Below are 21,740 nucleotides of genomic sequence, written 5' to 3' on the forward strand. Positions count from 1 at the left end.
TTATAGCATTACTGTATACTGAAACTACCTCATACAATTCCAGCGATCGCTGCAATAATTAGCTTGGAAGATTGAGGTGTTAATAAGTTTAAGTTTATTCTAGTCTGCTAGCAGAATTAACATCTAAAAACAACGTCGCTTGGGTTTGTTGACGGAGAATAGAAGCCGGACAGCCTGTACCGATATAACTTTGCAGCATACCTTTTACCACATTCGCTTTACGTGTTTCTGGGGCAAGACAGATAATTTTCTTAGCTGAACAAATTGTTGGGATGGTGACAGTAAAAGCATACTGTGGAACATTTTCTAAATTCGGAAAGTGGCCTGTACTTACTTGTTGCTGACGGTTCACAGTATCCAGCTTTACTAGTTTCACGCTGTAAGGATCTTGAAAATTTGCTACAGCTGGATCGTTAAAAGCTAAATGTCCATTTTCGCCAACACCAAGACAGCATAAGTCAATCGGTTGTGCTTGCAATAATTTAGTATAGCGATCGCACTCTGCTACTGGTTGTAATGTATCACCTTCTATATAGTGAAATTTCTTAGGATTAACCCTTTTTTCTACACGTTCTCGCATATAACGCCGAAAACTAGCAGAATGGTCAGCATTAATTCCCAAATATTCATCTAGATGGAACAGAATAATTCGTGACCAATCTACACCACCCAATGCAATCAAAGCATCAAGAAATTTGAGTTGGGAGTTACCTGTAGCTAACAATACAGCAGCTGTATCCTGAAGATTAAGAACTTGCTGTAAATATTTTTGCACGATTTCGGCAACATCCTCAGCCATTTCAACTTCAGAGTTGTAAATCTGCACTAGTAAATCGTCAACGCGAAAAAAGTTTGTGGCGGCTACCATTTGCTTACGAAGAAGGTTATCAATTATACGGCAGTTTACCCAGAGGTTTTATCTGTCTGCCCTTATATGCCCTATCCAGTATAGATTTTAGGATTTAGCAGATTAATTTCTGACTCTTGAAATTTTTTTCTCCAGTCCCCAATCGCCGTATTAACGCAGGAACAATCACTAAAGACAAAAAACAATGTAAACTATTTAAATTAAGTTAACAATTATTTACATTCTACCCAAAAATCATGCTGGCTGCAATTCTCTTTGACCTAGACGGCACTATTGTCAACACTGACCCTATACACTACCGAGCTTGGCAGGAAATGCTGTTAAATTACAGCATAGAAATAGACGAAGCATTTTATAAATCCCGAATTAGTGGAAGGCTAAATCCAGAAATTGTTAAGGATATTCTGCCACAATTATCAGCAGCAGAAGGGCAACAATTTGCAGACGAAAAAGAGGCGCTGTTCCGCAAACTCGCCCCACATCTCAAACCGCTAAGTGGATTTTCTGAACTACTAGCATGGACAGAGACACATAAGTTAAAACGTGCATTAGTAACTAATGCACCTAGATTAAATGCAGAATTTATGTTAGAAGTTTTGGGGATAAAAGAAGCTTTTCATACAATTGTTTTAGCGGATGATTGTATTGCAGGTAAACCTGACCCTGCACCCTACCAAGTTGCCCTGAATAAATTGGGGATTACAGCAGAAGAAGCGATCGCTTTAGAAGACTCTCCCTCCGGTATTCGTTCAGCAGTGGGCGCAGATATCCGCACCATTGGCATCGCCTCCACCCACGATCCGCAAATTTTGCAGTCAGTCGGTGCATTTATGGCAATTCCAGACTTTACTGATTTGCAATTGTGGACATTCCTAAACTCACTCATCGAGCCAGATTTAAGTGCGATCGCTTCTAATTTTTGAGGACATGGGGAAGAGGCGGAGGAGCAGAGGGGCAGAGGGGAAAAACTTACTATTACTTCTCTCTGCTCCTCCGCTCCCCTGCTCCCCTGCTCCCCTGCTCCCCTGCTCCCCTGCTCCTCCGCTCCCCTGCTCCCCTGCCCCTCACCCTCATCCCCCATCCCCAAAAACTCCACTTTTTAACCGAGCTATATCACGCAACGGTGGTGCGCCGAACAAGCGACTGTATTCACGGCTGAACTGTGAGGGGCTTTCATAACCCACATAATGACTAGCTGTTGCCGCATCCATACCTTGCCCCAGCATCAGACGACGGGCTTGTTGAAGCCTAAGCTGTTTTTGATATTGCAAAGGACTCATGGTGGTGACTGACTTGAAGTGATGATGAAGAGACGAGGGACTCATGCACGCTTCACGAGCGATCGTATCGATCCGAAATGGTTTTTCGTAGTTCCATTTAAGCCAGTTGATCGCTCTGCTAATTGCTTGGAGTTGTTTATCGACTAAAGCAATCTGTCGCAATCTAGCACTGTGTTCGCCAGATAATAAACGGTAGAGAATTTCTCGGACAATCAAAGGTGCAAGGATGGCAATATCTTGAGGCGTTTCCAACAATCGTACAAGTCGGATTGCGGCATCAAGCAGTTGCGGGCTAACAGGATTAATAGACAAGCCTGGTTCCGGTGGTTCGTTCGCTGGAGCCTCTAGTTTTGCCTCCATCATCAGTGTGCTGAGTTCTCCCATATCTAAATCGAGTCGAACACACAGATACGGAACGCTTGGCGTTGCTTCAATCACTTGACCGACAACAGGCAGATCGATGGATACCACCAAATATTGGTCTTGACCATAAACATACAGATTGTCTGCTAACATTACCTGTTTCTTGCCCTGAGCGACGATGCACAGAGCAGGCTCATGCAGGGCATGGAGAGGCGCAGTAGGTTGTAAGGAGCGGATCAGGAACAACCGCTCGATCGCTGTGGGATGGACACCATCTCCATTACTGTTCTGTGCAATCAGAGCGGCTAGTTCGGACTGCTGCTTTCTAACAGTCTGTTCCATAATGTCGTTTGAAATCCTTTATGAAACTAACATTCAGGGCAGCCGCAATCTATTTAGCCGCTTAGGTCAGCTTATATTTTTACGATCGACAATGAAGAAAAATGCAGGATTAGGCAAGAATTTCGCAGGTTCAGATTACCGCATCAAGCTTTGACTCTCTTAGATTAAGAGTGTGCTAGAGAATACAACAACTTGGAGATCCGGTTTTATGACTACCAACCAACAGAAAGTCGTACTAATTACAGGCGCAAGTAGCGGTATCGGTGAGGCGACAGCACGTCTACTCGCTCGTAAGGGCATCCACGTCATCCTGGGCGCACGACGCACGGAGCGGCTAGAAAAGCTCGTGGCTACAATCCGCTCTGAGGGAGGCTCGGCGGAGTATCAGACCCTTGATGTTACTAATCGCGCCGACTTCCAAGCCTTTGTAGAATTTGCTCTGAGCAAATTTGGCCACATTGATGTCATCGTCAACAATGCAGGCGTTATGCCGCTCTCGAAGCTAGAAGCACTGAAGGTTGATGAATGGGACTGGATGATTGACGTAAACATCCGTGGCGTACTCAATGGCATCGCCGCTGGGCTACCACTGATGAAACGCCAGGGATTTGGCCAGTTCGTCAACCTGTCCTCCATCGGCGGACACGCGGTGTGGCCAACCTGCGCGGTTTACTCAGCCACTAAGTTCGCTGTGTTGGCAATTTCCGAGGGGCTGCGTCAGGAAAATACTGACATTCGCGTTACAGTTATTTCGCCGGGTGTAACGGAGTCAGAACTGGCCGATAGCATTACTGACCCCGAAGCTGGCAAAGGTATGCAGGAATTCCGCAAGATTGCGCTTCCGGCTGGAGCGATCGCCTTTGCAATCGAACAACCGGATGACGTTGATGTGAATGAGATTATCGTGCGTCCTACAGCCAGCGTATAGTTACGCAAAGATGCAAAGAATTTTCAACATAAGCTAGCAGTAAAACATGACTACCCAAAATAAAATTCAACATCGCTAACTTGGTTCTAAAGGGAATGGCACGCTTGTTAAGGGTAAATCCATTATCTATTAAGTAATAAGTAATAAGTAATAAGTAATAAGTAGTGAGTTAGAAAAAAGACAATAACTTCGCCACTTCTTACTCCTTACTCCTTACTCATTACTCCTTACTCCTTACTCATTACTCATTACTTATGACCAACAAAGGCTTTAGGGTGTAGGGTATCGGGTGTGGGGTGTAGGGAATGAAGAATAAGTAATCTCTGTTTCACCTCGTGAGCTTGAATGATGTTTATTAACACTACACCCTACCCCCAAGTTTCACGTTTTCTTAGTGCCATTCCTACTAGAGGGTTTGTAGTAAGCAGTTTGGTGCTTAGAAAATAAGGAGTAAAGTCCTTACTACGAGCCTCTACTTATTTTTCAGCCAGAATCGCGTAAATTTCCCGTTTAACTTGCTCTAAAAGCTCTCGCACCCGATTTATCCGCTCCATATTGCCACTACGAGCAACCTGCACCACCGCAGCAGCTAACTCTGTGGCGGCATTCCGCAACTCAATAAACTCTTGGGGCTTACCTGTAACAAAACTCTTGAAGGTATCCCAAGGAGTGTCTGAAGGTTCTTGTTGGGCACGTTCTGCCAATAATTGTTTACCCTCATCCGTAATCGTATAAATCCGCTTGCCCCCTTCCTGTGCGCTCTTGAGATAACCACCTTCTTCCAACAATTGCAGTGTTGGATACACTGAGCCAGGACTGAGGCGACGGAAACCACCATAGCGAGTTTCCATCTCTTTAATCAGGTCGTAACCATGACTAGGATGCTCAGATAACAATTCCAGCAGAATGAACTTGATGTCACCCCGGCGAGTCCGGTATTCATCTCCCCAACCACGACCAAACATTTCATTATCAAAGCGTTTGTCATGATGTCTACCATGATGCTTGTCATGATGGTTGCCATGTCCAAACCAAGACCTGACAAGCAATGAATCCTCTTCGCTAAATCCTGCCCATGCAGGTGCGCCAAAACGTGACCGAAAATGTCTAAACATAAGTGAATCTCAAATCAACTTTCTCTAATATACGATATATCGGAATATATCGCGATATATCGGAATGCAATTTTGATGAAGATTTGTAACGAAACAAACTTCGAATAGCTAAGAGTCTGCGCTTGTTCGACAAAAGACTCTACCCATTGCAAAGATGCTTAATCTACGGCGCATAATCGTAGATTAAGCATTTTTGCTTAACTCTGAAGTAATAGGTGTAACCAAAAGTTCACTCCACAGATAAAACCTTGTGTTTAACATGGTTTAGTTTTTTCGTGCAAACTTACTGAATAAATCTTGTCTTTCTAAATAAAATATGTATAAATACGAGATATTTTGGTTAAATATTTTATTGATATCGGTGCTAATTACAGATGTGAATATAAGAATTTATTGCTAGTTAAAATTATTAAAATTAATTTTGTAAATTTATAAAATAGTTTATTTTTTTGTATAGATTGTGAACTTAACTTGGGAATACTAAGTGTAAGAAAAGTTAAAATTATACATAAAAGGATGATTGCTTAACTGTTTTTACTAGCATTCGCTGCTAAATAATCTAGATTACTTTTTTGAACCATCGTAGGGAACTAATTGGGTTCAATCAAAGCTAACTAGTTCTCTCAAAACTCTCATTGATCCCAACAACAGTTTATTTACACTTGCTTGATTTGTATATCCCGTTTAGTTAAGAATCACTTTAGGTTCAATACTATTTGGATAAGATAACCCCGCCTGGATTTAAGGGAGTGAAGGAAAAAATAGTCTCCCTTTTAAAGAAAGCTAGTGTGTTGCGAACTTTCCTAAATTTATAGGGGCAGGTGTCAGCAAAGCTGACTACCAGTTTTCTATTGAAGAAAAGCTGATTAAATATTTTTGTTTTGGTTGAAATAACAATGTTAGGAACTGACGGTGGCGAACGTGGTAGTGGTAGATAAGACGAGTGTAAAGTTCTCTCTCGATTATTTGCAGGAATTTTTGAGTGTTGCGGTCAAAAAACTGAAATCCCTCGTACTTTAAGCGGGAGATGAGCTTAAATTGCGGCAATGACTTTGCTAATGGCACAATTGAATGGTGTGAGTTCGACTTGACGAGTGCCTTCATGTCCATAAGTCAAACTCACGCTCAGATAACTATCTGGTTTGTAGGGCAATCGTTCCGCCCATTCAACTGCCACAATTCCTGGTATCACTTCAACACCTTCCCAGTAACTTTCTAAATTTAGGGTTGCGACTTCTTGCGGTTCCAAGCGATATAAATCCAGATGGTAAAGGGGAAAGCGCCCTTCCGTGTACTCTTTAATCAGCGTGAAAGTAGGACTGACAATGGGTTCAGCAATTCCTAAACCTTTACCAATGCCTTGAACTAAAGTAGTTTTACCAGCGCCTAAATCACCTTCTAGTAAAATTACACTGCCAGGTGTCAGGGATTCGCCAAGAGTAATACCTAAGCGCAGCGTCGCTTCTGTATCTGCAAGAAAAATTTTCATGATTGAGGTATTGGGTATTACTGATTAGTCTAAACAAATGACAAATGACAAATTTTTATCTTCCTTAATTTTGAATTTTGTTAGCGCAGCGTTAGCGAGTCCGCGTTTGCTTTTAGCGTCTCGTAGAGAGCGTCATTTTGAATTTTGAATTCCCCGAAGGGACTGACTTCTACCGTACCACCGCAATAACACTTGTGCTAGTTTTTGCGGATTGTGACGTACAAAACCTGTTTCATCTTCATACAAAACATTAGCTGGAACAATCCGTCGCCCTAATTGAGTTACGGCTTCTCTATCGAGGAAAACGGGATGGGAGTTTTGTTGGGCGTAGCGGATAAGTGATTGTTCCGAAGGAGATTTTTTGTGTATTAATACAGCATCGAATAGTCGTCTTTGTCCACAAGCAGCATCAATTGCTCTGATGTGATCGGCAACAGTGTAGCCTTCAGTTTCTCCGGGTTGAGTCATGATATTGCAGATATAAATACGGGGGGCATCTGATTGAGCGATCGCATCGGCAATTTCTGGTACTAATAAATTAGGAATTAGGCTTGTATAAAGGCTACCTGGACCAATAATGATGTAATCAGCTTCTTTAATTGCCTTAATAGCTGCTGGCACCGCCGGAGGATTAGCTGGAATGCAGCCAATTTTGACAATTTTACCGCCAGCTTTGGGAATACTAGACTCCCCCTCAATACGACGACCATCGGCTAATTCTGCCCAGAGGCGAACATCACTGAGAGTTGCTGGTAGTACTTGTCCTCGCACCGCTAGAACTTTAGAACTAGCTGCAACTGCTTGTTCTAAATCTCCAGTAATATCACTCATTGCCGTTAAAAACAAATTGCCAAAACTGTGACCAGTTAACCCATCTCCAGCCCGAAAACGGTATTGAAACAATTCTGTTAATAACTTTTCTTCATCTGCTAGTGCAGCCAAACAATTGCGAATATCTCCTGGTGGTAGCACTCCAAACTCTTGACGCAAACGCCCAGAAGATCCACCATCATCGGCGACAGTGACAATTGCAGTAATATTAGCGCTGTAGGTTTTCAGTCCTCTCAACAACGTAGAAAGTCCTGTACCACCACCAATTACCACGATTTTTGGGCCTCGGTACAATCGACGATGGGCCAGCAAGACATCAATGAGTTCCTCTCCGCCTTCTGCTCTTAATACCTTAGTAATTGAGCCTACGGTGCGAGTTTGCCCCCAAAGCACTAACAGCAAGCCGCCAAGCAGCACCAAAGGCCCACTGATATAGTTCGGTAAAAGGTTGGCGATCACTCCCAAGAAACCTCTAACCAACTCAATCATCCAAAAAATTGGGGTTAGCTTAATCCAAATGGCTAACCCCAAACTTGCCAGCAGTACACCTCCAACACTAATTAACAACCAACGTTTTACCGATAGTCCAGGAGATAACCATTTGAACCACTGGTTAACCCGATAGGAAGTACGAGAGCGCGACTGCTTTTGCAGGGCGTTGAGGGCTTGTCTGAGAAAACCAATTGACATACCTGATTTGGAGCAGTGCTACAAACAATAATTAACAGAAAATTTACACCGCTTGGTTTAAAAGACCAGGCGTGAAACTATTATATTTATCAATCCTATTAGACTAAGAGCAAGTCGTGAACATTGCCAGTATTTCTAGTTAAACAATAACCCTGGCTTGGTAAAAGTGAATTTAATGGAAAAACGAATTTTAGGATTAGATCCAGGACTGGCAATTTTAGGATTTGGGGTAATTAGCTGTACACAAAATCTCAACAAAGTACCAGAGACTACAGTAAATATGCTGGATTTTGGAGTCATTAAAACGTCAGCAGATGTAGAAATGGGACAGCGCCTATGTACCTTGTTTGATGATTTACACACCGTGATGGAGGAATTTCAACCAGATTTAGTGGCGATCGAGAAACTATTCTTCTATCGGATGTCAAGTACTATCCTGGTTGCACAGGCGCGGGGTATAGTCATTTTAGTGTTGGGGCAGCGTCGTCTTCCTTATGTAGAGTTTACTCCGGCTCAAATTAAACAAGCTTTAACAGGCTATGGCAATGCTGATAAGTCAGAAGTGCAAGAAGCGGTGGCGCGGGAGTTGGATTTAGATGAGATTCCTAAGCCAGATGATGCTGCGGATGCTTTGGCAGTGGCTTTGACGGCTTCTTATCAGCTGTAGGTTTTCATCAAAGATTTGGGTTTGGGGACATAATGCTTTCTCTAAAAGCCCACGAACCATCACCAATACTGGACTCTCTTTCAAAAAACGCTCAAGAGCTAGTAGTCCACCACAGTAACTTTGCTGAGTAAACCAAGTTTTAGAATCTTTCTCTCCTTCTCTCTGTGTTCTCTGTGCCTCTGCGGTTCGTTATTTAACTCAGCAAAGTAGTCTTGGCGGACTACTAGTACTGATGATGTTGCTCAATGCGATCGCCTACGGTGGGCGGTTACGCGATCGCAAAAAGTCTTGCTAAATAATTGTAATAATATTTAATATGAGTCTAGGTTGTCTAATTTAGATTAACTATTGCAGAGAAATTCTCTCAGACTGAGTAAAATGACAAATACAACGAGGCAACTATTTTATGGATTAGTTACCCTAGAACTGAAGACTATGTTTTCAGTCCTGAGTTACTTCTGTATTTGGCCTCTGAGGCATACCAATTTAGACCACACCAAATCCTTCATTTAAGAGCTCCCACTAATCATAATGGCTGTGATTGAGAAGAAAAGAACTCGCGATCTGCCCCAAATTAACGAACGAATTCGCTTCCCGAAAATTCGAGTCATTGACACTGACGGTGCCCAACTGGGAATTATGCCCCCACAGGAAGCACTACAACTTGCAGAAGAAAAAGAGCTAGATTTGGTGCTAATCAGCGATAAAGCTGACCCGCCGGTTTGTCGGATTATGGACTACGGGAAATACAAGTTTGAGCAGGAAAAAAAGGCGCGGGAAGCCCGGAAAAAGCAGCACACGGCTGATGTCAAAGAAGTTAAGATGCGCTACAAAATAGAAGAACACGACTACAACGTGCGTGTTAAGCAAGCAGAGCGCTTTTTGAAAGATGGCGATAAAGTCAAAGCGACTGTGATGTTCCGGGGTCGAGAAATTCAACACAGCGACTTAGCAGAAGATTTGCTCAAGCGAATGGCAACGGATTTGGAGCCTTTTGGTGAGCTTCAACAAGCGCCTAAAAAAGAAGGACGAAACATGATGATGCTCATTTCGCCTAAAAAATAATTCTCTAACTGTTTAATAGACTAAGTTTGAAAATCCTCTGGCTAGAAGTCAGGGGATTTTTTGATCTTTTATTTGGATGCAATATAGCGGTTCTCAGTTGAGTAAGGTACAAGAACCCCACCCCCAACCCCCTCCCCGCTCTTCGAGAGGGGACTATGATGTACCTCGATTAGTAAACGCTACATACGCTTTCGTAGGATTGCACAGTTAGCTGTGCAATCCTACGAAAGCGTTTAAATTTCTATAAAATCGATAGTCCTGAAGGCTGAGTGGGAAACATAATACTCAGTTGCTCAGGACTTTTGCTATTTCCAGGGAATGGGGGACAAGGAGGTATATTTCTTTCCCCCCTGCCCCCTGCTCCCCTGCCTCCCCATTACGCGGTGATACTACCAGAAAATAAAACTGCATGGAACTGAAAAATCACTGGTTGGCTGCAAATAAAGTTGCTTTACCACGACTACTACAGTGGGTGAATCTCCGACCAGAGGAGAGCGAACGAACCCAGATAATGTTTCTTTTTTACACAATTGTATGTGTAGGATTGCGGTGGGCAGAAGACAGTACGGTGGCGCTGTTTTTGGATGAATATGGGACTCATTTACTGCCGTGGATGTATATTGCTAGTGCGGTAATGAGTGCCGGACTGGTTTTTTTATACTCTTGGCTGCAAAAGATTTTTCCCTTACGTCGGGTAATTGTGGCGATCGCACCTTGCATGTTGATGCCATTAGTTTTATTAGTTGTATTACGTTGGGGATATCATTTTTCCTACCTGGCAGTGATTTCGGCATTTCTGCTGCGGCTGTGGGTAGATGCACTTTATGTGGTCAATGACCTGAATACTTCCATTGTCGCTAACCAAATATTTAATATTCGGGAGATTAAACGGACTTACCCACTGGTGAGTAGTGGTCTTTTGGTAGCAGATGTAATCAGTGGCTTTAGTTTGCCTTGGCTAGTGCAATACACCACGCTGAATAAGATCATCCTCATCGCCTGTATTGTGATTTTATTAGGATCGGCGATTCTATTCTATTTAACTCATCACTATCGAGCAGCTTTCCCTGAAACCCCACAAAGACTAGTTCCTGAACAACAAGCTTCACGAGAGCGTTTCATTAAAAGTCCGCTGAAGCGGTACGTCTGGCAGTTGTTTGCTTTTGTGGGACTGTTGCAAGTTATTGGATTGTTAATAGATTTTCAGTATCTGCGCGAACTCCAATCCAATTTGAGCGACCGAGAACTTGCGAGCTTTTTGGGTCTTTTTGGTGGAATGTTGGGACTGTGTGAGTTGTTGTTGCAGTGGTTTTTTTCCAGCCGACTCATCGAACGGATGGGGGTATTTTTCACTGCGACGCTTTTACCAATTACCGTCGGCTTTTCACTCCCAGGAGTGCTGGTATTACTGCATTTAATTCCAGCCATGCAATCCCAAAGCTTTTTCTGGGGTTTGATAATTGTCAAATTCTTTGATGAACTTCTGCGCTACACCTTTGTGATGAGTAGCGGCCCCATTCTGTACCAACCGATTCCAGAGGCAATTCGCAGCCGGATGCAGACTTTATCTGGTGGAACCGCCGAAGCGATCGCTACAGGTTTGACAGGAGCGCTAATTTTTGCAACTATCTTGTTTTGTGGGCGATTTGTACCCGAACCACTACAAAAATGGGTGTTGGTAGCAGAAACCATGCTGATAACTGGTACTTGTTTAACAGTAGTTTGGGAATTGCGATCGCGCTATGTGGAACTGTTAGTCTTGAGTGTGGCGCGGGGTCACTTGAGTGCAAGCAATGTGGGGTTACGATTTTTCAAACAGGGTGTAGTCAAAGCTTTGGCAGAAAAAGGCAGTGAGGCTGATAAACGCTCTTGTATTGAACTTTTAGCCCAAATTGATTCCCAAGGCGCTGCGGAAGTTTTAGCCCCGCTACTAGTGAAGTTAACCCCAGATTTGCAGCGCCAAAGTTTAGAAGTGATGCTGATGGGAGGTGTAAATCCGGTTTATTTAGCCGCCATCCGTCCTTTGTTAGAAGAATCTCAAGAAACTAACCCCGAAGTTTTTGCTTTAGCGTTGCGTTACGTTTGGCTGGCGGAACCAAATCCCAATTTAAGCCTCCTAGAAGAATACCTGAACCCCCGGCAAAACTCACTCATCCGCGCCACCGCCGCCGCTTTAGTCTTACGCCAGGGAACGCCCATGCAAAAGGTAGTAGCTACCCAAACCATGCGCCGGATGCTGACTCATAAGCAAGAACGGGAACGGGTGAATGGAGTTAGAGCGCTGAGAGAAGCAGTTTATTTGCAGGCATTGCGGATTCATATCCCGAATTTATTACAAGATGAGTCGTTACGGGTGCGCTGTGCTGTATTAGAAATGATTTCAGCCACCCATTTAGAAGAGTACTATTCAGCACTGATTGCAGCACTTTATTACAAATCAACCCGCAGCACAGCCATGTCAGCGCTAGTGCGACTAGAAAATGAAGCTCTAGAAATGCTGTTGCGCTTGGCTACCAATATTTACAAACCAGAAGTAGTGCGGATGTATGCTTGGCGTACCATTGCTCAAGTCGGTACCCAGCAAGCATTGGAGACTTTATGGGAAAATTTGGAAATATCTTGGGGTACTAATAGGGATCATATTCTCCGTAGCTTACTAAAAATCCACAAACAACCAGGACTTAAAGGTTTAGTAGATCGGTTTTATGAAAGTCGGGTAGAAAATTTAATTAAGCAGGAATTAAAATTTTTAGGTGAAATTTACGCCGCATACATTGATTTCCAAACACTAGGCCAAAAAGAAAATCATCAATCCAATCAGAGGATTGTGATTGTCTCTGAATTACTGCAACGTGCTCTTTTAGAATTGGAATTGGATGTCAAAGAGCGGCTGCTACTATTACTGAAACTGCTTTACTCGCCAGAAAAGATGCAAGCAGCATCCTTCAATCTACGATCGCTCTCAGTGGTAAACTTAGCGCGGGGGTTAGAAATCTTAGAGCATACCGTAACTTTGTCTTCAAAGTCTTTATTGCTGAATATTTTAGACAACCGACCACAGGCAGAAAAATTACAATATCTTGTCGAAGCCAAGATCGTAGAATATGAGAATATGATAGTTAGCGATCGCCTCCACAGATTGCTGATGTTGGGTAATTTCCTTTCTGACTGGTGTCTAGCTTGCTGTTTTCATTATGCTCAAGTGACACGCATCCGACTGACTAGTTCTGAGATACTAGTGAGTTTGCGTCATCCCACCGGCTTTGTCAGAGAAGCTGCGATCGCATATTTAAATATGGTTTCATATCGTGTTCTCCTGCAAATCCTCCCCCAGTTACAAAAAGATCCACATCCTTTAGTGTCCGCTCAAGTTAAAGAGTTACTCGAAAAATACCAATTCAAAAATTACAATTGAAAAAACCTCCAATCGCTGTAGAAGTAGAATTAATGTCCATTGAAGAAGAATTCAGAAGTCAGAATTCAGAAGTCAGAATCAAGACGCTCTCTACGTTCGCGCAGCGTGTCGAAGACAGACGCTAAAAGCGAACGATGACTCGCTTTCCGCATGGCTATCCGCCAGTCGTACAGAATTCATTCTAAATTCTGACTGCTGACTCCTGACTCCTGAATTCTGTTCGATAACTAATGACAAATGACAAATACTTCTCTACGAGAGGCTGCGCCAACGGCTTCTCGTAGAGACGCTACGCGAACGCTCAGTACAAGTGACAAATGACTATTTGTTAACCTGTAAACTGAAGTAAAAATTCAAAGAATATCAGGAATCATGTACGTACTCATTGGTGGAGCAGGTTTAGTGGGGCTAAGTTTAGCGCAAAAACTGGTAGAACTAGGACATACTGTTGCCGTAATTGACATTGACCCTATCGCTTGCCGCTACGCCCGCGAACAAGTAGGAGCAATGGCTTTTGAAGGCAGTGCTGTGAGTACAGAAGTATTGTTAGAAGCGGGAATTCGCAAAGCCGGTTCCTTAGCAGCAGTTTTGAGAAGTGATGCCTTAAACTTAGCAATGGTAACTCTTGCTAAACACTACGGCGTCACCCATATTTTGAGTCGGATGCGCCACCCCGATTTTGCCGAACCGCTGCGGATAGCTGGAGCTAACCATATTATCAGTACTGTTGAACTATCAGTTTCAACAATGGTGAACGCCATTGAGTATCCACAAGTAGAATCAATGATGCATTTTGAGCAGGGACAGATTGAGGTTCTGAAACTTTCCATCCCCAACAATTGCTATGTTGCCGGTCGTAGCGTCGCCGAAATTGCTCAAGATCCCCAATTCCCTACTGGTTCGCTAATTATTGGCTATCAATCTCATCCCCACGAAGATTTGATGATTCCTAACGGCAGTACAATACTGAAACCTCATTCAACTGTGCTGATTGTGACTAAACCAAGATGCTTACATCAAGTCATTGATTTTATTGAACAAAGATGTTGAGCGCAGTTCCTACCTAAACTGTTTATTAGGTAGGGTTAGCTACACATATAAAAAATTGGTGAGTTTTGATGAAGCTGTATAGATATATTTATTTAGCGATCGCTGTTATTATTCTTGCATCTTGTGAATCAACACCAAAGTCACAACTCAATGCCATTCCAGCAACCCCATTGCAAAAAACAGTGACGCTGGATAAGAATTTTAAGATAGCAAGCGGTCAAACTCTTTATGTTCCAGTCTACTCTCATATCTATCATCACAATCGCCAAGAGATTTTTGAGTTAGCAGCTACGCTTAGTATTCGGAATACAGATTTGACCAATCCGATTATTATTACTTCTGTGCGCTACTACAACTCAGAAGGGAAACTAATTAAGCAGTATTTGGAGCGCCCTATTCAACTTGATGCGCTAGCTTCGACAGATTTTTTTATCAATAGAAATGACACCAGTGGAGGTTTAGGCGCAAACTTTATTGTCGAGTGGGTAGCCCAAACAGAAATATCCGAACCGATAGTAGAGGCAGTCATGATTGGCACTGACTTTCAACAAGGAATTTCTTTTATCAGTCCTGGTAGGGTAATTAAAAGTCAAAATAACTATAAGCGATCGCCTTTAAAATAGAAATTTTCAAAAGCTAATTTATCGAACAGAATTCAGAAGTCAGCACTCAGCACTCAGTATGGTAAAGGGGACTTGTGTGATGCGGCACTATCGGGAATCGCAGAATAGGGGAGTTGATAGCCGATAGGTAGATAATACGTAAGCAATTTTTTTTTGTAACGAACTTATGTAAAGCTGTAAAAGAAAAATGCCTTGTTAAATCTATGAACATCCATAAAGTCTCTACTACTCCCTTCAGCGACCAAAAGCCTGGTACTTCTGGGCTACGGAAAGCAGTTAAGGTTTTTCAGCAGCCCCACTATCTGGAAAATTTTATCCAATCCATCTTCGATTCTGTAGGGGACTTGCAGGGACAAACCATAGTCCTGGGTGGTGATGGCCGTTATTACAATCGCCAAGCCATTCAAATCATTTTGAAAATGGCTGCGGCCAATGGAATTGGGCGGATTAAAGTTGGCCAACGGGGGATTTTGTCTACTCCTGCAACTTCCGCGATTATTCGCAAGTACGAGGCTATTGGTGGCATCATCTTGTCTGCTAGCCATAATCCGGGCGGGCCAAATGGTGACTTTGGCGTGAAATATAACATTAACAACGGTGGCCCAGCGCCGGAAAAGGTGACAGAGGCTATGTACGATCGCAGTAAAGTGATTGATAGCTACCAAATTCTGGAAGCATCAGATGTAGATTTAGAAACTTTGGGTGAGTCACATTTAGGAGAGACGGTAGTTGAGGTGATTGACTCCGTACATGATTATCAAGAGTTAATGGAGTCGCTGTTTGATTTTGAACGGATTCACCAACTGTTGACAAAAGGAAATTTTCGGTTCAGCATCGATGCCTTACATGCGGTGGCTGGCCCTTATGCCCATGCTATTTTCGAGCAACGTTTAGGCGCACCAGTGGGAACTGTGCAAAATGGTACACCCCTAGAAGACTTTGGCGGCGGCCACCCTGACCCAAATCTGGTTTATGCCCATGATTTAGTGGATATTTTGTACGGAGAGAATGCGCCCGACTTTGGGGCAGCTTTTGATGGAGATGGCGATCGCAATATGATCTTAGGGCGTAAGTTCTTTGTCACTCCTAGCGATAGCCTCGCAGTGTTAGCCGCAAACGCCAAGCTAGTCCCTGGTTATAGTGCAGGTTTAGCCGGGGTAGCGCGATCGATGCCTACTAGCCAAGCAGTAGATCGAGTTGCTGCTCAGATTGGGATTGAATCTTATGAAACACCCACAGGCTGGAAGTTTTTCGGCAATCTCTTAGACGCGGGGAAAGCAACTCTGTGCGGTGAAGAAAGTTTTGGTACCGGCTCTAACCATATCCGTGAAAAAGATGGGCTATGGGCTGTCCTGTTTTGGCTGAATATCCTAGCAGTCCGGCAACAATCTGTTGAGCAGATTGTCCGGGAACACTGGCAAACCTATGGACGCAATTATTACTCTCGCCATGACTATGAAGAGATAGAGACAGGTCCAGCCAACACTTTAATAGAAAGACTGCGTTCCTTATTGCCAAATCTTAAAGGCAAGCAATTCGGTAACTATCAAGTTGAATACAGTGATGACTTTAGTTATACCGACCCTGTTGATGGTAGCATTAGCCATCAACAAGGTGTTCGCATTGGTTTTACCGATGGCTCCCGCATTGTCGTGCGACTTTCTGGCACGGGCACTCAAGGTGCAACCCTAAGAGTTTATCTAGAAAGCTACGAGCCAGATCCCGCCAAACATGACCTTGAGCCACAGCAAGCACTTGCTTCTTTAATCACTATTGCTCAGGAGATAGTCCAGATTCGCGAACTGACAGGACGGGAACAACCAACTGTAATCACCTAGCACTTTGTTAATATCAACTTGAAAAAAGAATCCGACAAATAGACCCTCTGTAGAGACGCGATGAATCGCGTCTTTACCCAAGGATGTGTTGCAATCATTAATTTAATTGGTATAAGCTAGTTTTGAGGTTTGTAGTAAGAATTTTAGTGCTTATAAAGTAACGACTAAAGTTCTTACTCTGACCGATCTTTTTTACCTGAAAACGGTCACAATCCTCTATTTTCTCTGCTTCAGCTTCTTTGTTTCTTTGTCACCCCTTCAGAATAACGAAGCTCAAAGGTTCATTGATAAAGCCCAGACTATGACCCATGCCCAATCCCCATATTCTTAATCATCTTCTAATTTCAGTAATTGTTCATCGAGAGTTTGTATCCGTCCGCGCACAATTTCTTCTGAAAGAATTCGCTTCCGCATTGCCTCATTGAGCGCTCCTTTTTCTGCCAGCAGTAAACGTCGGCGAATAGCTTCAAGTTTACTGCTCTTGCCACTTCCAGCTTCTACCTCATCAGGGCGACGATTATATAATTCCCGCAGTGTCTTTTCTGCACCGGCAATTCGTACCTGATAAGCTGAACGCATCTCTTCATAAACGGCTTTTGGTAATACCCCTGATTTTAACAGGCTATCTAATTCATCTTGTGCCGCCTTACCCGTCATCAACTGGGCTTGCAACTCTTCAACCTGTTGTTGAACTTCAGAAAATTTAGATAACTTTAAGCGTTTTACCACCCAAGGCAAACTTAAACCCTGTCCCAATAACGAAACCAGCACACAGCCGAAGACTATAGCGATCAGGACTTCTCGCCCTGGTAATGTAGTGGGTAAGCTCAACGCCAGAGCCATTGAGAGTGAACCTTTGATGTTGCCTAAAAACAGTAAATGTTGCCAGCGCAGCGGAATTGGGCGGTCAATCCAACGAACTACTGCTAGCAGTGGATACACCGTAAGAACTCGCCCGATTTGATAAGCCAAAACTGCAAGTAGAATTGCAGGTAAAGTTTTCCAGAGCGTTACCAAATTTATTTCTACACCAATCAACAGAAATATAAAGGTGTTGACAGTAAAACTGGCATATTCCCAGAAACTCAACAAGGTAATGCGGCTAGAAGCAGAAGTATTGCGAGAAAGCCCAAAATTCCCGAAAATTAATCCAGCGACAACTACGGCCACAGGGCCTGATACACCGAGAAATTGCCCAACCTGAAAAGTTCCTAATGCAACTGCGACTGTCAGCAAAAGACTGCTAAGAGCATCATCTAAACGGGCGAATACAGGTATACTCAAGTAGCCCAAAACTAACCCCACAACGCAGCCTCCTAGAGAGATAAATAGCAGTTGTTGGATTCCCTCTATAAATGTGAGTGAGCCTGTTGAATATACTTGCACAATCAAGTTGAAGGAAACTAGGGCAGCGGCATCATTGAATAGGGTTTCTCCTTCAACGATGGTGGAAAGCCGCGAGGGTACTGGTATATCCTTAAATACAGCAATCATGGAAACAGTATCAGTGTTTGCCAGAATTACTCCGACAAATAACGCAGGTATCCAACTCAGTCCCAGCCCAAATTTCAACAGGACGGCAATAATCGCACTGGAAACCAAAGACCCTGGCCCAGCTAGTAGGGCAATTGGTTTAAAGGTGCTGCGTAGGCGGCTAACATCTGTATTAATACCAGCTTCAAAGATGAGAATTGGCAGGAAAAGATCCAAAACAAGGGTTGGACTTAAACCAATCCGACGAGACAATAACTCAGTGATGGGCAAACCTGCTAATACTAAACCCGTAACATAAGGAATTCCCAACCGTCGGGATAGCAAAGCTACTCCTGTAGCCACAACCAAGAGAATAATTGAAACTTTAACTAATTCGGTAACATCCACTATTGCGTTTTGGAGAGTTAGTTTGACTTGACTGATAGATTCTCTCTTCATTCATGCCAAATTAGCAAGTTCAGGGTGTGGGTTGCCCCGAAACTGAGTGACCAATTTCCTTGTGCCAAGCCTAAGCCAATTACACAAATGAGAGGGATGAGGGCAACAGCGAAGCGATCGCCAAGAAAGTCATTACAAACAATCTCAACCAGTTTATGCTGGTACTTTCGGTATCTTTAGGCGTGGCGACACTACCGCGGATATTTAGCTGGTTTCACTATATACCTTACACCTTGATTTATCCCCATTAAAGCGATCGCACTTTAAATAAATTCAAAAACTCCCGGCGTACATTTTCGTAAAGGGATACTGGATGAGGTGACGAAATTTTTGCATACATTTTAGCATTGGGCTTAAGTGTCTCAGAAGAACTATCAATCACAGCAATTACCCGCAGCACCGACTTTTGCATCTGTTCATCCCTTCTCATCACTGGAGAAATTTCTTTAATCTTAGTAGTAAAAGGTGCTAAACCTGGTTCTGGAGGGTTAAAAGTCACCGATGCACCAGGTTTTACCAAATCTCCATCTTCCTGTCGCACCTCAATAATTGCCACCAATTGAGTAGGATCGGCAATTTCCAGTATTTGTTCTCCTTTTGGCATCGTCTTACCCACCAATTGGTACAAATTGGGAGTAATCACTGTTCCACTCATGGGGGCACGTAGTACCTTATTTTGAAACTGTCGATTTTGGCGAGTCTTTACTTCATTTTGTAATTTTTCAATCATCGGTATTTGGCTATTTACTGTTGCCAAAGCTGCTTTCATTTGAGCTTCTGTCACCTGACGCGAAGTAATCAAGCGTTTTAATTCATCTTGCTTTGAGTTAAGTTCATCTTGCTTTAATTTAACTTCATCTTGAAATTGCTTTTTCGTTGCTTCAAATTGCGCCTGAATTTCAGAAATCCCTGCCTCAATCATTAATTTTTGACGTTTTATTTCATTAACTCTTTCAGATGGATATACTCCTTGTCTAGCAAGTTTTTCATAATTATTGATTGATGTTTCAAAGCTTTTAATATTTTCTTTTAAACTGTTAATTTGGCTTAATCTTGATTGATTTTGTGGTGTAGGGACGCCTATTTCTATCGATTTAATTTCCTGTTGCAATTGCTCAACTCGAAAATGTGCACTTTCTTCTAGTATCTGAGCCTGGTTTAGTTGAGCTTCAGTTGTTGATATTTGGTTTTTAGAAGATTCTAGAGCAGAAACTCTTTCTTGCAATCGTAAATTCCATTCCTGAATATCTTCATCTAGTTCTTCACTGGATACCAGAGCAATTTTGTCATTTTTTGGGATATATTGGTTGGGTTTAACCAGAATTTTTATAATCTTACCCGGTATTTCCATCTGAACTACTTGACGTGCATCAGGGGAAGATTCTAGCCATGCTTCTGCTTTTATTTCTGGATAAACTGAGATTTGACTGATAGCACCTGCTGTTACGATCAGACTACCAAAAATTAGCCATTTAGTATAAGAAAAATGTTTTGATTCTGATTGATTTGTGCTAGAAACTGGCTTTTCTTCTACTGGCTGTGCAGGAACAAGATCATTTTTGGGCAAGTTCTTATTCGGTGGTAAAACTTGAAATCGCAAACGATGTTGTGAAGCTTTAGAATTAATTATCTGGTTGGAATCAGAAGAATTAGGATATTCAGTTTTCATAATAAGTAGATGTCAATGTATGTAAGTTGGGAAATGAGAATTAAATATTGCTTAAGCTGGGCGTGGAAATATGTAATAAATTGCCCATAACAACAGCATAATTATTGCTGTAATTGGGATATAGTAGACAATCCAATGGATTAAAAATGATAACAAACTACCAAAAACTAGCAGGGTATACAGCAAACTAAATGGCGCATAAGCAGCTAAAATAAATCGATCGCTGGGCTTTTCTTCATCCCAATTACCTTTGAGTAAATTGGCGTAAAATCCAAAGGAACGGGAACGCAAATTATTAATCCCACTCAATGCAACTGCTAAATAATAGCCATCAAATTTTGACAGTGGATTTAAATTAACTGCTACAGTAAATAAGGATGCTATTAATAACAGATAACTTGTATGATGCAACCAGCTACTCTCCACTGAAAAGCACCATAACCAAAGTGCTAATGCACCTATTACTAACTGTGTAAGAACACCAGCCGCTACTACAAATACCCTTTGTCGGCGTTTGACTAAACAGTAAGCATCAGTAGTATTGGTATAAGCAGCAGGTATGAAAAACATAAACAGCAGTCCTACTTCTGGAACAATACCGCCGTAATGTTTGAGGGTCAATGCATGACCTAATTCGTGAATAGTGACTACCATCATTACTAATAGACCAAAAGGAAGCATTAATGCAGCACCTTGATGAGACATTAGTGCGCTTCCAGTTGCAATAAGTTGCCTTTGTATGTCTAAACCTACAACTGTTGAACACGCTATAAATAAACATAAACAGACAAAAACAGGCATTGTCCAAATCCAATGCAATAAAGAAGCAGGTTTATTTAACCAAGTATCAGGATTAAATAACCGCACTTTAAAAGATATTAATTGCAGTGGTGTAAACTTTTTACGTGGCGGCTTTGGTGGTTTTGTCCCTTCCAGCATAGCAGTAGCTGTCAGTAATTGCAGAAGATAACGCAATTGTTCTGGACTAATTTCGCATTTTTGACAAATAGCAGATAGTGGAAGTTTTCCTAGCAATTCAATTGCAATTTTACAACGATTATCTAATTCTAAATATGTAACATCCTCTGGATTACGAAGAATCCAGTAGCCTTCTGGGTGAGCAATCCACTGTATGTAGGCTTTGAGATGAGGATAATTTGATGAATTAGTTGGTATAGTTGCTATATTGTCGCTATTTTCATCAATAGTATCCACCAAAATCCCTAAAGTAACTAGTTTGTGTAATAGTTCCTCTAAAAAATCAGCATAAATAACTTCACCAAACTTTTGTGTACAGCGTTTTTGAACTTGTTCAATTGTCCATTGTCCATTGAAATGCTGCAAGGCATAGCCTTCAGTTGCATTAAAACGAAATTGCAAAGAATTATCTTTTGACTTCAAAATAAATTGTTCATAATTACGAATCTTTTCTATTTGCCAATATATTCGCAAGTCGGGACAACTTTGATTGTGTAAATTATCAAAACTAGCATCAGAATTCATAAGCAATTTGGAGATGCATTAATAGCAAAAAGTAAATTGTTTAAGTAAATGTTTAAGTAAAAATTACAACTG

At 42.2% G+C, this 21,740-nt stretch carries 18 protein-coding genes; 9 read left to right on the top strand and 9 right to left on the bottom strand.

Translation table 11 applies throughout. The features are described 5' to 3' along the window. Positions 1–94: 94 nt before the first annotated feature. A complete protein-coding gene (locus V7K44_RS05345; protein ID WP_334929356.1) occupies positions 95–868 on the bottom strand; it encodes a glucosamine-6-phosphate deaminase in 774 nt (257 codons plus the stop codon). 236 nt (positions 869–1,104) lie between these two features. On the opposite strand from V7K44_RS05345, the gene V7K44_RS05350 reads away from it, so the two are divergent. Next, positions 1,105–1,791, top strand: coding sequence for an HAD family hydrolase (locus tag V7K44_RS05350; RefSeq protein WP_334929358.1), 687 nt, complete (start codon positions 1,105–1,107; stop codon positions 1,789–1,791). A 147-nt stretch (positions 1,792–1,938) separates the two neighbouring features. Here the strand turns inward: V7K44_RS05350 and V7K44_RS05355 are convergent, their stop codons facing one another. Continuing rightward, on the bottom strand, positions 1,939–2,853 hold the full coding sequence (locus V7K44_RS05355; protein ID WP_334929360.1) for an AraC family transcriptional regulator: 915 nt from the start codon (positions 2,851–2,853) through the stop codon (positions 1,939–1,941). 208 nt (positions 2,854–3,061) lie between these two features. On the opposite strand from V7K44_RS05355, the gene V7K44_RS05360 reads away from it, so the two are divergent. Beyond that, a complete protein-coding gene (locus V7K44_RS05360; RefSeq protein ID WP_334929362.1) occupies positions 3,062–3,781 on the top strand; it encodes an SDR family oxidoreductase in 720 nt (239 codons plus the stop codon). Positions 3,782–4,257: 476 nt separating this feature from the next. On the opposite strand, the gene V7K44_RS05365 is transcribed toward V7K44_RS05360, so the two are convergent. From V7K44_RS05365 to V7K44_RS05375, 3 genes are all read right to left on the bottom strand, one after another. Further along, positions 4,258–4,896 (bottom strand): PadR family transcriptional regulator, encoded by a 639-nt coding sequence (locus tag V7K44_RS05365; protein WP_334929364.1) that lies wholly within the window; start codon positions 4,894–4,896, stop codon positions 4,258–4,260. Positions 4,897–5,929: 1,033 nt separating this feature from the next. After that, on the bottom strand, positions 5,930–6,385 hold the full coding sequence (gene tsaE, locus V7K44_RS05370; protein WP_334929366.1) for a tRNA (adenosine(37)-N6)-threonylcarbamoyltransferase complex ATPase subunit type 1 TsaE: 456 nt from the start codon (positions 6,383–6,385) through the stop codon (positions 5,930–5,932). Between the two features lie 132 nt (positions 6,386–6,517). Next, a complete protein-coding gene (locus tag V7K44_RS05375; protein WP_334929368.1) occupies positions 6,518–7,906 on the bottom strand; it encodes a gluconeogenesis factor YvcK family protein in 1,389 nt (462 codons plus the stop codon). Positions 7,907–8,081: 175 nt separating this feature from the next. Between V7K44_RS05375 and ruvC the strand changes: the two genes are divergently transcribed. The 7 genes from ruvC (at position 8,082) to V7K44_RS05410 (ending at position 16,564) form a co-directional block, all read left to right on the top strand. After that, complete coding sequence (ruvC, locus tag V7K44_RS05380) at positions 8,082–8,573, top strand: crossover junction endodeoxyribonuclease RuvC (RefSeq protein ID WP_292735399.1); 492 nt, start codon at positions 8,082–8,084, stop codon at positions 8,571–8,573. A 531-nt stretch (positions 8,574–9,104) separates the two neighbouring features. Further along, positions 9,105–9,638, top strand: coding sequence for a translation initiation factor IF-3 (infC, locus tag V7K44_RS05385; protein WP_104908867.1), 534 nt, complete (start codon positions 9,105–9,107; stop codon positions 9,636–9,638). Positions 9,639–10,047: 409 nt separating this feature from the next. Then, positions 10,048–13,053, top strand: coding sequence for an MFS transporter (locus V7K44_RS05390; RefSeq protein WP_334929370.1), 3,006 nt, complete (start codon positions 10,048–10,050; stop codon positions 13,051–13,053). Further along, a complete protein-coding gene (locus tag V7K44_RS05395) occupies positions 13,050–13,178 on the top strand; it encodes a hypothetical protein (protein WP_334929372.1) in 129 nt (42 codons plus the stop codon). Before V7K44_RS05390 ends, V7K44_RS05395 begins: the two co-directional genes overlap by 4 nt. Before the next feature lie 247 nt (positions 13,179–13,425). Next, positions 13,426–14,103: a potassium channel family protein gene (locus V7K44_RS05400; RefSeq protein WP_334929374.1), complete on the top strand. Its 678-nt coding sequence runs from the start codon at positions 13,426–13,428 to the stop codon at positions 14,101–14,103. 68 nt (positions 14,104–14,171) lie between these two features. After that, the gene (locus V7K44_RS05405; RefSeq protein ID WP_334929376.1) at positions 14,172–14,726 is read left to right on the top strand and encodes a DUF3124 domain-containing protein; all 555 of its coding nucleotides are present in this window, start codon (positions 14,172–14,174) and stop codon (positions 14,724–14,726) included. 203 nt (positions 14,727–14,929) lie between these two features. Next, the gene (locus V7K44_RS05410) at positions 14,930–16,564 is read left to right on the top strand and encodes an alpha-D-glucose phosphate-specific phosphoglucomutase (protein ID WP_334929378.1); all 1,635 of its coding nucleotides are present in this window, start codon (positions 14,930–14,932) and stop codon (positions 16,562–16,564) included. A gap of 327 nt (positions 16,565–16,891) precedes the next feature. Here the strand turns inward: V7K44_RS05410 and V7K44_RS05415 are convergent, their stop codons facing one another. From V7K44_RS05415 to V7K44_RS05430, 4 genes are all read right to left on the bottom strand, one after another. Further along, entirely contained in the window at positions 16,892–18,445 is a 1,554-nt protein-coding gene (locus tag V7K44_RS05415) for a cation:proton antiporter (protein WP_334929429.1), read from the bottom strand. A 47-nt stretch (positions 18,446–18,492) separates the two neighbouring features. Further along, complete coding sequence (locus tag V7K44_RS33105) at positions 18,493–18,648, bottom strand: DUF389 domain-containing protein (RefSeq protein ID WP_442940662.1); 156 nt, start codon at positions 18,646–18,648, stop codon at positions 18,493–18,495. Between the two features lie 95 nt (positions 18,649–18,743). Then, complete coding sequence (locus tag V7K44_RS05425) at positions 18,744–20,165, bottom strand: HlyD family secretion protein (RefSeq protein ID WP_334929380.1); 1,422 nt, start codon at positions 20,163–20,165, stop codon at positions 18,744–18,746. 51 nt (positions 20,166–20,216) lie between these two features. Continuing rightward, on the bottom strand, positions 20,217–21,668 hold the full coding sequence (locus V7K44_RS05430) for a M50 family metallopeptidase (protein ID WP_334929383.1): 1,452 nt from the start codon (positions 21,666–21,668) through the stop codon (positions 20,217–20,219). Between the last annotated feature and the right edge of the window lie 72 nt (positions 21,669–21,740).

This window comes from Nostoc sp. (genome assembly GCF_036917235.1).
Taxonomy (GTDB): domain Bacteria; phylum Cyanobacteriota; class Cyanobacteriia; order Cyanobacteriales; family Nostocaceae; genus Nostoc.

Coding starts and splice junctions, on each gene's coding strand:
- V7K44_RS05345 (WP_334929356.1), bottom strand. CDS start 868: ATGGTAGCCGCCACAAACTTTTTTCGCGTTGACGATTTACTAGTGCAG.
- V7K44_RS05350 (WP_334929358.1), top strand. CDS start 1,105: ATGCTGGCTGCAATTCTCTTTGACCTAGACGGCACTATTGTCAACACT.
- V7K44_RS05355 (WP_334929360.1), bottom strand. CDS start 2,853: ATGGAACAGACTGTTAGAAAGCAGCAGTCCGAACTAGCCGCTCTGATT.
- V7K44_RS05360 (WP_334929362.1), top strand. CDS start 3,062: ATGACTACCAACCAACAGAAAGTCGTACTAATTACAGGCGCAAGTAGC.
- V7K44_RS05365 (WP_334929364.1), bottom strand. CDS start 4,896: ATGTTTAGACATTTTCGGTCACGTTTTGGCGCACCTGCATGGGCAGGA.
- tsaE (WP_334929366.1), bottom strand. CDS start 6,385: ATGAAAATTTTTCTTGCAGATACAGAAGCGACGCTGCGCTTAGGTATT.
- V7K44_RS05375 (WP_334929368.1), bottom strand. CDS start 7,906: ATGTCAATTGGTTTTCTCAGACAAGCCCTCAACGCCCTGCAAAAGCAG.
- ruvC (WP_292735399.1), top strand. CDS start 8,082: ATGGAAAAACGAATTTTAGGATTAGATCCAGGACTGGCAATTTTAGGA.
- infC (WP_104908867.1), top strand. CDS start 9,105: ATGGCTGTGATTGAGAAGAAAAGAACTCGCGATCTGCCCCAAATTAAC.
- V7K44_RS05390 (WP_334929370.1), top strand. CDS start 10,048: ATGGAACTGAAAAATCACTGGTTGGCTGCAAATAAAGTTGCTTTACCA.
- V7K44_RS05400 (WP_334929374.1), top strand. CDS start 13,426: ATGTACGTACTCATTGGTGGAGCAGGTTTAGTGGGGCTAAGTTTAGCG.
- V7K44_RS05405 (WP_334929376.1), top strand. CDS start 14,172: ATGAAGCTGTATAGATATATTTATTTAGCGATCGCTGTTATTATTCTT.
- V7K44_RS05410 (WP_334929378.1), top strand. CDS start 14,930: ATGAACATCCATAAAGTCTCTACTACTCCCTTCAGCGACCAAAAGCCT.
- V7K44_RS05425 (WP_334929380.1), bottom strand. CDS start 20,165: ATGAAAACTGAATATCCTAATTCTTCTGATTCCAACCAGATAATTAAT.
- V7K44_RS05430 (WP_334929383.1), bottom strand. CDS start 21,668: ATGAATTCTGATGCTAGTTTTGATAATTTACACAATCAAAGTTGTCCC.